Consider the following 14884-nt stretch of genomic DNA (forward strand, 5'->3'; position numbering starts at 1 on the left):
GGCGGCTACCTGCTGGTAAGGGGATAACGGAACTTGAGGAACTTCTGGGCGTTGCTGAGCGCCTGGAAGGCATCCTTGAGATTGTGTCGCTCCTCGCTGGAGACGTTTTCCGGCTCGATATTGTTGTCGGGCTCGTGCTCGTGCTCCAGATCGATGACCTGGTGACGAATCCGCGACATGGACAGAAACTCGAGCGCGTAGCGCAGCTTGTCACTGACCCCGGGCGCCAGCAACTGGGTGCGATCGATATCGTCCAGGCGGTCAAAGCTGTTCTGGGCGCGGGAACCGCAGGCCAGGGCATGGATACGGATCAGGTCCACCATCGGCGCCGTGCCGCGACGCTTCAGATTGATCGAGTTGTTGTGCTTGCCGTCCTTCTCCATCACGAAGGTGCGGAAGATGCCCAGCGGCGGCGTCCGATTCAGCGCATTACGCGCCATGGCGGAAAGAAAGCGCTTGTGCTTCGACGCCTTGGTGGCGACCAGGTCCTGCAACTCCTCCACCAGCGGATTGTCACCGTGGACCGTGTCCAGATCGAAGAAGATCGAGCTGTGCAGCAGCCCTTCCGGTGACGGCCGCTCGATCCATTCGGTGAAGTAGCCCTTCCACACCGACAGCGGCTGGCGCCACTTCGGATTGGTGGCCATCACGTCCCCCTTGCAGTAGGTATAACCACAGGCGGCCAGGCCATCGCTGACCCGCTTGGCCATGGTCGCGAAGTACTCGTCGTGCAACGCTGGATCGAAGTCATCGGACAGTACCAGAGCATTGTCCTGGTCGGTGACGATGCTCTGCTCGTTGCGCGCCATCGAGCCCAGCGCCATGAAGCAGTACGGCACCGGTGGCGGCCCGAGCTCCTCTTCCGCCATCTCCAGAAGCCGTCGGGTGAAGCTGCGCCCGATGGTCGACAGCGCCTTGCCCACCATCTGCGAGTCGGCACCGTCGTGAACCATGCGCACAAAGGCGGCCTGGACGTCCGGCGCCAGCTTGGCCAGACACTCCACCGACGGCTGATGGAAGATATTGCTGACCAGATAGAGGCTGCTCTGGGTCTCGTAGCGAATGATGTCGGAGAGGTGCACGATGCCCACCGGCGAACGACGGTGCATCACCGGCAGGTGGTGGATATTGTTGCGCAACATGCACAGCATCGCCTCCTGCACCGACTCGTCGGACTGCACCGCGATCAGGCGGCGGCCGGCGACCTCACCCACCGGAGTATCCGGCGACAGCCCCTCGGCCACGACCTTGGTGCGAAAGTCGCTGTCGGTCAGGATCCCGGTGACCTGCCAGTAGCCACCTTCACTATCCCTGAAGGTGTAGCGCGGGTTGTTCTCGGGCTTGTCCAGCACCAGCACCGCCGAGGCTTGGGACTCGCTGATCTGGCGCGCCGCCTCCTGCACCGTGGCTCGCGCCTCGACCATGACGGGATAGCGGGTCAGCAGCTTGCGGATCCGCGTCACCATCATGTCGTTGTTCTTGCGCTGACTTTCCACAGCCGTCTCGAGCCGTGGGCGATCCACCTCGACGAACTCGGCGAACTGCTCGTCGGCTTCGCACAGCTGGTGAAACATCGCCTCGGGGATGAAGTAGATCAGGCTGTCTTCCAGCGCCCTGGCCGGGAAGCGCACGCGACTGTGGCGCAGCAGGCTGAAGTGGCCAAAGATGTCGCCCTCCCCCAGCAGGTTGTAGAGCTCTCCGTTGCGCCGGGTGACCTCCACCGCGCCGCTGCGGATGTAGCAGAACTCCTGATGCACGGCATCAAGCTCGAGAATGGTCGAGCCGGCCTTGAAGTAGCTGACCTGCACCTGTCCGGCGACCTCGTCCAGCAACTCCTCCGACAGCCCGTCAAAGGGCGCAAAGCGCCCCATATGCTGGCTGATTTCCAACAGTTCCGCTTCCATGGTGTCCTCCGCGCGGTCGCCGTGGCTGGCAGCAGGACGCTCCCTGGTCCCCCACCCTCTGACTATCGGAAGCATGGAGCCGAGGCCAGCGGCTGTAAAGCATTAGCAGTATCTTGATCGGCCTCTCGCCAAACGCCGCAGAAGCCATCGAGCGTGGCCCGGAGAGCCAGGCATTGCTGACACTGCGACCTGATGACCGATCCATCCTTCGTTGATCACGACTTCACACCCGACCGGCCGCTCGAATCCTCGCCCTGTGCAAACATCTTCAGCACTGCAAACAACAACGCCCGCCGACCTCGAGGGCGGCGGGCGTCGATCTAGGCGGCCAGTCTCTTTGACTGGCGAGAGTGGCGGTCAGCTCACGACTGCGCCATCTCCTGTACGCGCTTCATCATGTCCGGGTTCTGCTGGATAGCCTGACCGATAGCGTTGAAGGTCTCGACCTCGAGCCCGCTCTGCTGGACGGCTTCGACCATCTTCTGGTTGGCCTCGGTGCGCACATCCTGCTGGGCCTGCTGGCCTTCGGCTTCCTGCAGCTGCTGGGTGTAGTCCTGGGAAATCGCGGCGATCTCCTTGGAAGCGTCGGCGAACTTCTCGAGCTGGGCATCAGAGAAATTCTGCGCCTGAGCGGCAGCCTCGACGTCAGCGTTGCCTGACGCCTGCGCGTTTGCTTCCTGGGCATGGGCGGTGGCGCTCATCAGACCAGCAGAAAGCAGGGCGGCGGTGATCAGGGCGGTGAATCGTTGCATGAAGTCCTCCAGGAGGTGGTTGAGAATTCGTCAATCGCTCGCACAATGTGACGACGCAGTTGCATGAGGGTTCCCCACAATCGTGTTACGAAATGCAAGCCATTTTCGCCTCCGCGTCGCCGGTCGGCGACAACCGCCAGAGGCCACGGCAGGCCATGGGGATAAGCGTCATGATACGCCAGGCAATTCTTCGGCGAAGCACCGAAAAAGGCGTGTTGCCTGCCACTGCTGAACATCTTGCAAAAACGCCTCCGGCCGAGCCGGCCGGAGGCGTTGTCATGACACCGCCCGACTAGCCGTAGGCCAGGTTGGGCAGCCAGGTGACCAGCGCCGGGAACATGATCACCAGCAGCAGGCCCAGCGCTTGCAGCGCAAGGAAGGGAAAGGACGAGCGGAAGATCTGGCCCATGGTGATATGCGGCGGACACACCCCCTTGATGTAGAACAGCGCATAGCCGAACGGCGGGCTGAGGAAGGACATCTGCATATTGACCAGGTAGATCACCCCGAACCACAGCGAGACGTCGGCGGGGTCCACCCCGGGCAGGCCAAATACCCCGGTGAAGTCCAGCCCCTTGATCAGCGGTACGAAGATCGGCACCGCCAGGAGCAGGATACCGACCCAGTCCAGGAACATCCCCAGCGCCACCAGCAGCACCATCATCAGCGCCAGCACCGCGTAGGGGCCAAGCCCTGCCCCGGCGATCAACTCCTGCACGAAGGTCTGGCCGCCCTGCAGGATGTAGAAGCCGACGAAGATGCTGGCACCGAAGATGATCCACATGACCATGGCGGTCGCCACCAGGGTGGTCATGCAGGCGGCGTGCAGGTTGGGCCAGGTCAGCCGCTTGTGCATCGCCGCCACCACCAGCGCACCGAAGGTGCCGATACCCGCCGCTTCCACCGGGGTCGCCACCCCGGTGAAGATGATGCCGAGCACCAGCAACACCAGGGCGATAGGCGCCAGCATATTGCGCAGCAGGCGCAGCTTCTCGGCGGTGGAGACCCGGTCTTCCTCCGGCATCGGCGGCGCCACCTTGACGTTCAGGGTGCCCCTTAGCCAGCAGTAGAAGGCGTACATGCCGGCCAGCAACAGGCCGGGAATCAGCGAGCCCAGGTAGAGCTCGCCCACCGACTGCTGGGCGATGACGCCGTAGATGATGGCCAGGATGGACGGCGGGATGAGGATGCCCAGGGTGCCCCCGGCCATGATCGACCCCAGCGCGATCTCCGGCTGGTAGTTGCGCTTGAGCATGGCCGGCAGCGCGATCAGGCCCATGGTCACCACCGCCGCGCCGATCACCCCGACCATGGCGGCCAGCAGCGTCGAGGCGATGATGGTGGCGATCGCCAGGCCCGCCTTGAGACCGCCCATCCACTTGTAGACCACATCGAACAGCTCTTCGATGATGCCGGCCTTCTCCAGTACCGAGGCCATGAAGATGAACAGCGGAATGGCCGAGAGCTGGTAGTTGGTCATCATCGGGAAGATGCGCGAAGGCATCAGGTTCAGCATGTGCTGATCGCCCACCAGGTAGAGGAACACCACCCCCAGACCGCCGGTAACGAAGGCCAGCGGTAGCCCCGCTACCAGCACCACCATCAGGGTGCCGAACATCAACAGGGTCAGCGCGCCGATACCCACCGTGGACAGCGAGTTCTCAAGGCTAAGCGCCAGGCTCTCGTAGTCGGTCAGGGCGATATTGACGATTTCGTGGATGGTGTAGGCGCCGAGGATCACCGCCAGCACCACCAGAATGCTGGCAAACACCGTCGATCCTTCGTGGTGCTCGCGGTGGTGACGATAGGCCTGGAGGTCCTTGATCAACTGCGCGATCCCCTGCAACAGCAGCAGCAAGGCACCGAAGAACAGCATGAACTTGACCGGGAAGTACTGCACCGCCCATTCGGTGAAGGACACCTCGTTGGCGTAGCTGTCACCGAACCACCAGACGTCGCTGACCGACTGCGAGAAGAAACGCCAGCCGGTGGTCAACAGCGCCAGGGTGAAGATGAAGAAGAAGATCGAGGTGACCAGGTCCAGCGCGGCCTTGTTGAGCGGCGCCGCCCGCTGGTAGAGGATATCGACGCGCACATGCCCGCCCTCGCGCAGCGCGAAGGCACCCGCCAGCAGGTACTGCATGCCGAACATCAGGGTCATCGACTCGTGAGCCCAGTTGGTCGGCGAGTTGAAGGCGTAGCGCAGCACCACCTCGTAGGTGAACACGAAGGGCGCGATCAGCGACCAGTAGGCCACGTAGCGCCCGGCAAAGCCGGAAATGCGGTCGATGCCGCGGGTCACCACATTGCCAGGCGCTGCGTAGGCCTGCTCGCTCGTCGCGACGGGAGTCTCGGCGGTATCGCCACCGCTCACCTCGCCACCCCGGCGGAAGCTTCGATCCACCAGCAGCATCACGATCAGCGGCAGTCCTGCCAGCACCGCCCAGTAGAGCCAGTGCGGCAGAACGAAATCAATCTGTAGATTCATTGACGCTCCTCCGCTGGTCGCCTGGCGTTTCGCCAGGCGACCACGGAATATTCATCGACGTCGACCGGGTCGCCCCGGTCGACACGTGCAGGCCTAGGCGTTGAGCTCGAAGTCCTTGATGTCCTCTTCGGTGATCAGTGCCACCGACGGATCGAGCATGGTGTTGAGGTGGGCACGGAACAGCTTGGCCGCGTCCGGATCCTTGTTGGCCCATTCGAACCACAGCGGAATCGCGGCGTCGCGGAAGCGGTCGGCGTCGTCCTCGGACAGGTGGATGATCTCGACGCCCTTCTCGCGGTACTTGGGCCAGGCCTCCGCGTTGGCCTTCTGGATGGCGGCGTAGTGCTCGCGGGAGTAGGCCGCGACCAGGTCATGCATCAGGTCCTTGGTCTGATCGGACATGCGCTCGTAGACCCGGCGATTGACCGCGATATCCATCAGGTCGACCGCCTGGTGCAGACAGGGAGTCGAGGGCGGGCCCATGATGATGTAGTCGGTCACCTGCCAGAAGCCCAGCTCGAAGTTGACCGCCGCACCGGTGTAGTCGGCGGCGTCGATGGTGCCCTTCTCCAGCGCCGGATAGACCTCGGAGCCCGGCAGCAGCGTGGTGCGCGCACCGATCTTGGCGAAGGTCTCGGCGACGATGCCGCCGGGCATGCGGATCTTCACCCCTTCGAAGTCATCGAAGCTTCTCAGCGGTACCTTGGAGTGGATCAGGTTGAGGTCGTGGTGGACGTAGCCCAGAAGCTCCTGACCCTGCTTGCGGTAGAGGTCCTTGGCGATGCCGAAACCGCCGTAGGCACCGAACATCATGTCCCACTGGTGGGGTACCGACAGCCCCATGGGATAGGCGGTGAGAAAGACCCCGGCGGGCATCTTGCCCGGCCAGTAGACGGTGAACCAGTTCTGGCCATCGAGCACGCCGTTGCGCACCGCGTCGGCTACCTCGAAGGCACCGGCCACGGCTCCGGCCGGGAACGGCTCGATGGTGACCTCGCCGCTGGTGGCCTCGGCGACGCCGGCGGCCCACTCCTCGAAGATGCGGTAGCCGGTGGTGCCGGGCTGCCAGGATGACTGCATGCGGATGCGGATGCCCTGCTGAGCCTGGACGTTGCCGACCCAGGGTGCCGCCACCGCGGCGGCGGAACCAACCGCAGCAGCCTTCAGAAAGCGGCGGCGGTCCGGGGTCGCGATGCGTTCGGACAGGGAGGCCGTTGGCGAGGCCGTATCAAGGTCTTGCTGGGGCTTGTCTAGCCGGGACATGGCATAACTCCTGGTGGATCGGTGCGGTCTCGATCTGCCGCACCCGGTGTGTTGTTGTTGTCGATCCATGGCATCGTCATGAGCGCTCGAGGCACTTTCGCCGCAAGCGAGGCCCGCCTGTTGCAAGCGATTTGCGTCGCTGCGCTCTTGAGCCGGGCGTTGCCCGTGCGCGTCCTTGCGAGGACCTCCTCGGGGCATGAACGGGACATCGCTTCGATGCAAGCGAGGCGTCCCCCTCCCGGGGTGTCATCGAAAAGAAAGCTAGCGAAAAGGCCCCAGGCGGCCAACGGCCCCATTCAACGCAACCTGTCTGCATTATTGGTCTGACCAGCGGCCATTTCGCCTATAAACTGCGCAAAAACAAGCATCGGCGTGGTCAGACCAATCTCACTCTCCCTCCACGACCTACGACCAAAGCACGAGAACAACGCTTGGCAATCCCCTCCTTGAGGGAGGCGGGATAGGGCATCATGATTGGGCGATCGCCCTGCCGATGACATGAACCACAAGGAAGTCCCCGCGATGCCACCCTCAGTGATCACCGCCCAGCCCCCGCTTGCCGCATCGTGTGTCGGGTGGCCGCTTGCCGCACCTTTTGTCGGGTGCCCGCTTACCGCACCTTGTGCGAGGTGCGCGTGAGCCGCCCCGCCCTGCCGTCCTGGCTGTTGCCGGCCATGCCGCTGGTGTTCGTGGTGCTGTGGAGCACCGGCTTCATCGGTGCCAAGTTCGGCCTGCCCTACGCCGAGCCCTTCACCTTCCTGAGCATTCGCTTCGCCGCCACCCTGGCGCTGCTGGTCCCCATCGTCTGGCTGACCCGCTCGGCCTGGCCGTCGAGTCCCCGTCTGTGGGGGCATGTGGCGGTGTCCGGCTGTCTGGTTCACGGCGGCTACCTGGGCGGCGTGTTCTACGCCATCAGCCTGGGCATGCCGGCGGGACTGGCGTCCCTGCTGGTGGGGTTGCAACCCTTGCTGACCGCTGCGCTGGCGGGCCCCCTGCTGGGCGAGCGGCTGTCTGCGCTGCAGTGGATGGGACTGGCCCTGGGGCTGGCCGGGGTCAGCCTGGTACTGGGAGGCAAGATGGACCTGTCGGCGCTGTCCTTCGAAGGGTTTGGCTGGCCGGCGCTGGCCTGCACCCTGGTGGCGCTGGTGGGGATTTCGCTGGGGACGCTGTACCAGAAGCGCTATTGCAGCGGCATGCCGCTGCTCGGCGGCACCGTGGTGCAGTACCTCGGGGCGCTGGCCTTGCTTGGCGCCGGCAGCCTGCTGCTGGAAACCCGCGAGGTGGAGTGGTCGCTGACCTTTGTGCTGACGCTGGGCTGGCTGGTGCTGGTGCTGTCCATCGCCGCCATCATGCTGCTGATGATGCTGATCAAGCGTGGCGAGGCGTCCCGCGTCGCCAGCCTGTTCTACCTGGTGCCGCCGGTCACCGCGGTGGAGGCCTGGTGGCTGTTCGATGAAGGGCTGCCGCCGGTATCCCTGATCGGCATGGCGCTGGCCATTGCCGGCGTCGCCCTGACCGTGCGGGCCAAGAAGCCCCGGGCGTCCTGAACGGCCGCTGCAGGCGCTACACTTTCACCTTGCGAAAGCGGGCATTGATGACGCAGTAGGTACCGTAGTTCATCAGTCCACCGGCCACGGCGGCGAGCAGCCAGGGGCCGAAGGGCTGGGCGGCCAGGGTATCCAGGGTGCCGCCGAGCCCTTCGGCCTTGGCGGGATCGACCTGCCAGGCGGCCACCAGCAGGAAACTGCCGATCAGCGCGAACACCAGCCCCCTGGCGGCCAGCCCCCAGCGGCTGAGGCCCGAGGCCAGATCACGCTGGCGTTGGCTCATGTCCTGCTGACGCCAGCGATTGAGATAGCTGCGCGCCAGGGCGCGCCACGACTGACGCAGCCCCACGCCGATAAAGATCGCCCCCAGGATCGCCACCAGCCAGACGCCGCCGGGGTGCGACATCAGCATGGCGGTGCGCTCCTCTGCGCCGCCGGTGGTCTCCTGGGGATCGTCCAGCAGCTCAACACCATACCAGCCGAGACTTGCGTAGATACCACCGCTGATGACCAGCGCCAGGCGGGTACCCAGGGCCTTCCAGCTACGCCCCCGATGCTCGACATCGAACAGCCCCTGCAAGCCCCGCCAGGCGGCGTAGGCGTAGAGCCCCAGCACCAGGGCCCCCAGCATCAGGGTGCCGAAGGGCTGGCGAGCCAGGTGCGCCAGCGCCTCCTTGGTGCCGACGTTGTCGCCGCCAAGGCCCGCAGCGCCGAGTGCCGCCAGCACGCCGATCAGCAGGTACACCAGCCCCTTGGCGGTATAGCCCAGGCGGGCGATGATGACGATCAGTCGGCGCCGGTGGCGCAGCAGGCACTGCAGCGAGGGCATGGGGGCTCCTGTCGGGATTAGGGTCCCCCATCCTCCCCAAAAATGCCTGATTCGGCAAAGCCTATCGTGCCGAATCCTCAGCCGACAGACGCGTCAGGGCGAACCCGGCGATGGCCGTGTCCTGGACACCGGTACCGGTCAGGTCGCATACCGTGATGGTGGCGTCCGACAGCCGCAGACGCTCGCCGCGGGCAATGACCGCGCCCAGTTCGTGGACCTTGAAGGGCACCTCGCGACCGGCAAGGGCCTTGAGCTCGCCGTTGGACTCGCTCTGGGGCCGGGTATCGCAGACGAAGGCGTCCGCGCGGGTCAGCACGCTCTCGGCCAGTTCACGCTTGTCGGGACTGTCGGAGCCCATGGCGGTGACGTGGACGCCCTCCGGCAGGTCCGCCGCCTCGAGGATCGGCGTCTGCGACGGCGTCGTGGTGACGATGATGTCGGCCGCTCGGCAGGCCTCGCGCACGCTGTCGTGGACGGTGACCTCGAGACCCGCAGCGCGCATGCGGGTAGCGTATTCCTCGGCGGCCTGGGGCCTTCGCGCCCAGACGTCGATGGCGGTGATGTCGCGCACCAGCCGCAGCGCCTCGACCTGCTTGACCGCCTGCTCGCCGGCCCCCAGCACCGCGACCCGGCGGCTGTTCTCCCGCGACAGGTGCTTGGCGGCGATGGCGCCGGCCAGGGCGGTACGTACCATGGTCAGGTAGCCCTCGTCGAACAGCACCGCATCGACGAGCCCGGTGCGCGCGGAGAACACCATCATCAGCCCGTTGAGGCTTGGCAGCCCCAGCTTGGGGTTGTCGAAGAAGCCGGGGCTGACCTTGATGGCGAAGCGCTCGTTGCCACGAATATGGGCGGTCTTGACGTCGACCTCTCCGTTGGCCTCCTCGATGGCCATGGACAGGATCGGCGGTTGCACCACCTCGCCACGCCCCAGGGCGGCGAAACCGGCTTCCACCGCCGCCAGCGCGTCCTGGTCGATGGCGACCGCCTGGCTGATCTGCTCACGCTTGTAGAGTTGCATCCTTGGCTCCTGATCGGGTTGTTGCTGGGCTTGTCTGTCGGTTGGTGGCCTTGACGGTCTATCGCTGGCCTTGACTGGCGCAATCCGCCGCCAGGCGGCGCGCCTGATCGAGGGTATCCAGTGACACCCCGTTGCCGGAAAGCACCAGCACGACCCGCTCCCCCTTGACCTCGAGGTGGCCCTCGGCCAGTGCCGCCAGTCCCACGGCGGCGGCGCCTTCGACCAGCAATTTCTCGCTTTCGAGCATGTCCACCATGGCCTGGGCGATGGCGCCTTCCGACACCTGACAGTGGTCGTCCATCACCGCTTCGACCAGCGCCAGGGTGCAGCGGTTGTCGAGGCCGATGCCGCCGCCCAGCGAGTCGCCCAGGCTCTCGACCTCTTCCACCGCCACCGGCTTGCCGGCCTTGAGGCTCTCGCACATGGCCGCCCCCGCCGACAGACTGACCCCGCTGATTCTGGCCTGGGGTCGAACGCCCTTCAGCGCGGCGCCGATGCCGCCGAGCAGACCACCGCCGGACAGCCCGACGATGACCCGATCGACCCGCGGCAGGTCCTCGAGGATCTCGATGCCGATGGTGCCCTGCCCCGCCGCGATCAGCGGATCATCGAAGGGGGGAATCAGCGTCATGCCCTCTTCCTGCACCAGCCTTGCCACCTCCTCGAAGGCCTCGTCCTGGCTGGCGCCGACGCGACGCACCTCGGCACCGAGCGCCTCGATGGCAGCGACCTTGTTGGCCGGCACCAGCCGCGACAGGCAGATCACCGCCGGCACCCCCAGGCTGGAGGCGGCGTAGGCCACGGCGCGGCCATGATTGCCGGTGGACGCGGTGGTGACGCCCTGGGCCAGGGCCTCGCGTCCATGGCGCTCGATCAGTGCGGCGATCATGTTGGTGGCACCGCGCAGCTTGAAGGCGCCGGTGGGCTGCAGCGTCTCGAGCTTGAGATAGACCTCGGCGTCGAAGCGTTCGGACAGGGCCCGCGACAGCACCAGTGGCGTGCGCGTTACCTGACCGGCGATGCGTCCCCGGGCCTTGAATATCTCGTCCAGGGTCACGCCGTGACTCGGGCAAGGGGGTGAATCCACCTTCATGACCTTCTCCTTGAACTCATATCGTGAAGACCGGTTGCCAATGCCGGGAGGGCAGGCCCTGTCGGCGGTTCGGCGCTCGCCTACCTGTTCCGCGCTCGCCTATCTGTTCCGCGCTCGCCTACCTGAATGAAAACCGACAGGGGCCGCCTCCTTCAAGGAAGCGGCCCCTTTTGCACCTGCCAAGGTGCGGGCGTCAGGCCAGACACCGGCCTGGGCTTGGACCAACCATCGGACCAGGCATCAGGCCAATCATCGGACCAGGCATCAGGCCGTCTGCAGTACGCCTTCCTTGACCAGCTCGTCGGTGACCTTGTTCACCGCACGCTCGGCGCGGGCAACGATCTCGTCGACCTCGTCACGGGTGGTGACCAGCGGCGGCGCGAAGCCGAGGATGTCCCCCTGGGGCATCGCCCGGGCGATCAGGTTCTGCTCCAGCGCAGCGGCGGCGATGCGTGCACCGACCTTGTGGCTGGGATCGAAGGGACGGCGAGTCTCCGGGTCCACGGCGAATTCCAGCGCCGCCAGCATGCCGACGCCGCGGGTCTCGCCGACGATCGGGTGATCGCCGAAGGCGGCCTGCATGCGGCTCTGCAGATAGGCGCCGGTATCACGGGCGTTGCCGGTCAGGTCCTCGCGCTCGATGATCGCCAGGTTGGCAAGGGCAGCGGCGCAGCCCAGGGCGTGACCGGAGTAGGTCCAGCCGTGGCCGATCGGGCCAAGCTCGCTGGTGCCCTGCTCCAGCACCTGCCACACGCGATCGCCGACGATCACTCCGGACAGCGGCTGGTAGGCGCTGGTCAGGCCCTTGGCGATGGTGATCAGGTCGGGCTTGATGCCGTAGGCATGGCTGCCGAAGTCGGCGCCGATACGGCCGAAACCACACACCACCTCGTCGGCGATCAGCAGGATGTCGTACTTGTTCAGTACCGCCTGGATCGCCTCCCAGTAGCCTTCCGGCGGCGGCACGATACCACCGGTGCCGAGCACCGGCTCACCGATGAAGGCCGCCACGGTGTCCGGGCCCTCGGCCAGGATCATCTCTTCGAGCTTGGCCGCACAGTGGGCGGAGAACTCGCGCTCGCTCATGTTTTCCTGCTCGGCGCTGCGCTGGTAGTAGTGCGGTGCTTCGGTGTGCAGGATGCCGGCCATGGGCAGGTCGAACTGGTCGTGGAAGGCCTTGAGCCCGGTCAGCGAGCCGGTGGCGAGACCGGAACCGTGATAGCCGCGCTGACGCGAGATGACCTTCTTCTTCTGCGGACGGCCAAGCACGTTGTTGTAGTAGCGCACCAGCTTGAGCTGGGTCTCGTTGGCATCGCTGCCGCCGAGGCCGTAGTAGACCTTGGACATGCCGGGGCCGGCGAGCTTGAGGATCTGCTCGGACAGGGCGATCTGCGGCTCGTTGGAGTGACCCACGTAGGTGTGGTAGTAGGACATCTCCAGCGCCTGCTGGTAGATGGCCTCGGCCACCTCGGTACGGCCGTAGCCGATGTTGACGCAGTACAGCCCGGCAAAACCGTCGATGAACTCGCGACCGTCCTTGTCGACGATGTTGATGCCCTTGCCGCCGGTGATCACGCGACCCGGTGCGTCGCCATGGGCGAAGTCACGCAGGTGGGTGGAGGCGTGGAAGGTTACCTTGCGGTCGCGGTCGATCAGGTCCTGATGGGTGCTCATCTCGTTTCCTTTTTTTCCTTGGACCGCCCTCGCCGGGAGGGCGGCGTCATCTGTTCATCGAAAGGTGGCCGGCCCGCTGTCAGGCCGGCGATCACTGCCGCTCAGGGCATCAGCTGCCGGAGACGGAGCCCAGGGCGCCGAGGCAGTAGTACTTGGTTTCCAGATACTCGTCGATGCCGGTCGCGCCGCCTTCGCGGCCAAGGCCGGACTGCTTGACGCCGCCGAAGGGCACCGGCGGGCCGGTCATCTTCACCGAGTTGACCGATACCATGCCGAACTCCAGCGCCCGCAACAGCTTCCAGATGCGGCGGATATCGTGGGTGTAGACGTAGGCGGCAAGACCATACTCGGTGTCGTTGGCCAGGGCGATCACCTCGTCGTCATCGCGATAGGCGGTGACACCGGCCACCGGCGCGAAGCACTCCTGACGCCACACCTGCATGTCCTGGGTCACCCCGGTCAGCAGCACCGGCATGAAGAAGTTCTCGCCCGGCGCCTGGGACTGGTCCCCGGCCACCAGGGTGGCACCCTTCGACAGGGCGTCATCCACCGTGGCGCGGGCATTTTCCACCGCCCGGCGGTGAATCAGCGGGCCGAGATCGACTTCACTTTCCATGCCGTTGCCCACGGTCAGCGCGGCCATGCGCTCGGTGAAATGCTCGATAAAGGCGTCGTGGATCGACTCGTGGACCAGGATGCGGTTGGCCGCCAGGCAGTCCTGACCGGCGGTCTGGAACTTGGCCGCCACCGCGGCCAGGGCCGCTTCCTTGGGGTCCATGTCGGGGCCGATGATAAAGGGCGCATTGCCGCCAAGCTCCATGGACACACGCTTGACCGTGGGCGCCGACTGTTCGAGCAGCAGGCGGCCGACCCGGGTCGAGCCGGTGAAGGATACCGCCTTGACGCGATCCTCGGCACACAAAAGCGAGGACACCTGGGCGGCGTCGCCCAGCACCACATTGAAGATGCCCGCCGGAATACCGGCACGCTCGGCCAGCTCCGCCAGCGCCAGCGCCGAGAACGGGGTCTCGTTGGCCGGCTTGACGATCACCGGACAGCCAGCGGCCATGGCGGCGGCGGCCTTGCGGGTGATCATCGCCAGCGGGAAGTTCCACGGCGTGATCAGAAGCGCAATGCCCACCGGCTCCTTGATGGTGCCCAGCGCCGCATTGGGGATGTGGCTGGGGATGGTCTCGCCGTAGGTACGCTTGCCTTCCTCGGCGAACCAGCGCACGAAGCTGGCGCCGTACTCGACCTCGCCACGGGCGTCGGGCATCGGCTTGCCCTGCTCCAGCGTCATGATGGTGGCCAGATCCTCGCGATGGGCCTGCAGCAGGTCGTACCAGGCCAGCAGCCGCTCGCAACGCTCGTCGGCGCGCAGCGCCCGCCACTGGGCAAAGGCCTCGTCGGCGACGTCGACACTGGCGCGGATCTGCTCGGGCTCGAGCAGCGGGATATGGCCGATCACCTCGCCATTGGCGGGGTTGATCACCGCTTCCTCGCGGCCTTCGTCACCGTGGGTCCACTTGCCGCCGATGTAGGCGTACTGACGGAACAGGCGCGGATCGCTGAGTTTCATGACACTACCTCCCCAAGTGTGTCCCGCCGCAAGGTCAGGGGGTGCGGAACACGAAAACGACGTCATGGCCAGCGCCATGTACTGCCGTCATGGTAAGGGAGAAGCCAGGGTCGGACTTTTTGAAGCGCCCGTCTGTCGATGGCGTTTTTTTTGTCCAGAACCGTGAAAACGCGGTTTTTTCTGCAACGCCTGTTTTAGCAAAAACCTGCAAGCCGACAAGAACTTCCGGGCCTGTGCCGATGGCGCTCAGAGCGCCCCGTTGGCCAGCTCGTCGATATCGACTCCCTCGCGAGGAGCCTTGACCGTCTTGGTGACGATATAGGTGAAGTAACGCTCGATGCCGACATCCGAGGTCAGCCAGTCGTCGATCAAGCGCTGGTAGGCGTCGATGGTCTCGGACTCGACCTTGATCAGATAGTCGACTCCGCCGCCCACCGCCACGCACTCGGTGACCGCGTCGGTGGCATGCACCAGCGACTCGAAACGCTGGAAGCTTTCGGCATTGTGGGCCTTGAGTTCGATCTGAACCCACACCGGGGTACGCCGGACCAGGGCGCTTGCGTTGATCCGGGCGCAGTAGCCTTCGATGATGCCGGCCTTCTCGAGGCGGCGGACGCGCTCCCAGCAGGGGCTCACCGACAGGTTGATGGCCTCGGCCAGGCGGGACTTGGTGATGCGGCCGTCGCGGGACAGGATGGAGAGGATCTTGAGGTCGTAGCGGTCGAGTTTCATGG

The 14884-nt window shown here is 65.4% G+C and carries 11 protein-coding genes; 1 reads left to right on the forward strand and 10 read right to left on the reverse strand.

Annotated elements, in window-relative coordinates; translation table 11 throughout:
• Positions 1–5: 5 nt before the first annotated feature.
• The 4 genes from NFH98_RS15220 to dctP form a co-directional block, all read right to left on the reverse strand.
• Positions 6–1904, reverse strand: a complete 1899-nt coding sequence (locus NFH98_RS15220; protein ID WP_348826973.1) for a DUF294 nucleotidyltransferase-like domain-containing protein — start codon at positions 1902–1904, stop codon at positions 6–8.
• Positions 1905–2266: 362 nt separating this feature from the next.
• The gene (locus tag NFH98_RS15225) at positions 2267–2656 is read right to left on the reverse strand and encodes a DUF4168 domain-containing protein (protein ID WP_108132478.1); all 390 of its coding nucleotides are present in this window, start codon (positions 2654–2656) and stop codon (positions 2267–2269) included.
• 292 nt (positions 2657–2948) lie between these two features.
• The gene (locus tag NFH98_RS15230; RefSeq protein WP_108132477.1) at positions 2949–5144 is read right to left on the reverse strand and encodes a TRAP transporter large permease subunit; all 2196 of its coding nucleotides are present in this window, start codon (positions 5142–5144) and stop codon (positions 2949–2951) included.
• Positions 5145–5237: 93 nt separating this feature from the next.
• Positions 5238–6407 carry a TRAP transporter substrate-binding protein DctP gene (gene dctP / locus NFH98_RS15235; protein WP_083970293.1) on the reverse strand — a complete coding sequence of 390 codons (1170 nt, stop codon included), beginning with the start codon at positions 6405–6407 and terminating at the stop codon, positions 5238–5240.
• A gap of 674 nt (positions 6408–7081) precedes the next feature.
• Between dctP and NFH98_RS15240 the strand changes: the two genes are divergently transcribed.
• Entirely contained in the window at positions 7082–7954 is an 873-nt protein-coding gene (locus NFH98_RS15240) for a DMT family transporter (protein WP_108448279.1), read from the forward strand.
• Between the two features lie 16 nt (positions 7955–7970).
• On the opposite strand, the gene NFH98_RS15245 is transcribed toward NFH98_RS15240, so the two are convergent.
• The 6 genes from NFH98_RS15245 to NFH98_RS15270 form a co-directional block, all read right to left on the reverse strand.
• Entirely contained in the window at positions 7971–8783 is an 813-nt protein-coding gene (locus NFH98_RS15245) for a DUF1206 domain-containing protein (RefSeq protein ID WP_108132476.1), read from the reverse strand.
• Positions 8784–8844: 61 nt separating this feature from the next.
• Complete coding sequence (locus NFH98_RS15250) at positions 8845–9804, reverse strand: cyclodeaminase (RefSeq protein ID WP_287164182.1); 960 nt, start codon at positions 9802–9804, stop codon at positions 8845–8847.
• A 58-nt stretch (positions 9805–9862) separates the two neighbouring features.
• Entirely contained in the window at positions 9863–10897 is a 1035-nt protein-coding gene (eutB, locus tag NFH98_RS15255) for a hydroxyectoine utilization dehydratase EutB (RefSeq protein WP_108132474.1), read from the reverse strand.
• Between the two features lie 264 nt (positions 10898–11161).
• The gene (locus NFH98_RS15260) at positions 11162–12571 is read right to left on the reverse strand and encodes an aminotransferase (protein WP_045992026.1); all 1410 of its coding nucleotides are present in this window, start codon (positions 12569–12571) and stop codon (positions 11162–11164) included.
• A gap of 109 nt (positions 12572–12680) precedes the next feature.
• The gene (locus tag NFH98_RS15265; RefSeq protein ID WP_045992027.1) at positions 12681–14150 is read right to left on the reverse strand and encodes an NAD-dependent succinate-semialdehyde dehydrogenase; all 1470 of its coding nucleotides are present in this window, start codon (positions 14148–14150) and stop codon (positions 12681–12683) included.
• 246 nt (positions 14151–14396) lie between these two features.
• On the reverse strand, positions 14397–14882 hold the full coding sequence (locus NFH98_RS15270; RefSeq protein WP_045992028.1) for an Lrp/AsnC family transcriptional regulator: 486 nt from the start codon (positions 14880–14882) through the stop codon (positions 14397–14399).
• Between the last annotated feature and the right edge of the window lie 2 nt (positions 14883–14884).

The sequence above is a fragment of the Halomonas sp. H33-56 genome (genome assembly GCF_040147035.1).
Taxonomy (GTDB): domain Bacteria; phylum Pseudomonadota; class Gammaproteobacteria; order Pseudomonadales; family Halomonadaceae; genus Halomonas; species Halomonas litopenaei.

Excerpts from the sequence above, each read along its gene's own strand:
- NFH98_RS15245 (WP_108132476.1), bottom strand. The coding sequence starts at position 8,783 with ATGCCCTCGCTGCAGTGCCTGCTGCGCCACCGGCGCCGACTGATCGTC.
- NFH98_RS15250 (WP_287164182.1), bottom strand. The coding sequence starts at position 9,804 with ATGCAACTCTACAAGCGTGAGCAGATCAGCCAGGCGGTCGCCATCGAC.
- NFH98_RS15260 (WP_045992026.1), bottom strand. The coding sequence starts at position 12,571 with ATGAGCACCCATCAGGACCTGATCGACCGCGACCGCAAGGTAACCTTC.
- NFH98_RS15230 (WP_108132477.1), bottom strand. The coding sequence starts at position 5,144 with ATGAATCTACAGATTGATTTCGTTCTGCCGCACTGGCTCTACTGGGCG.
- NFH98_RS15220 (WP_348826973.1), bottom strand. The coding sequence starts at position 1,904 with ATGGAAGCGGAACTGTTGGAAATCAGCCAGCATATGGGGCGCTTTGCG.
- dctP (WP_083970293.1), bottom strand. The coding sequence starts at position 6,407 with ATGTCCCGGCTAGACAAGCCCCAGCAAGACCTTGATACGGCCTCGCCA.
- NFH98_RS15265 (WP_045992027.1), bottom strand. The coding sequence starts at position 14,150 with ATGAAACTCAGCGATCCGCGCCTGTTCCGTCAGTACGCCTACATCGGC.
- NFH98_RS15225 (WP_108132478.1), bottom strand. The coding sequence starts at position 2,656 with ATGCAACGATTCACCGCCCTGATCACCGCCGCCCTGCTTTCTGCTGGT.
- NFH98_RS15270 (WP_045992028.1), bottom strand. The coding sequence starts at position 14,882 with ATGAAACTCGACCGCTACGACCTCAAGATCCTCTCCATCCTGTCCCGC.
- eutB (WP_108132474.1), bottom strand. The coding sequence starts at position 10,897 with ATGAAGGTGGATTCACCCCCTTGCCCGAGTCACGGCGTGACCCTGGAC.
- NFH98_RS15240 (WP_108448279.1), top strand. The coding sequence starts at position 7,082 with ATGCCGCTGGTGTTCGTGGTGCTGTGGAGCACCGGCTTCATCGGTGCC.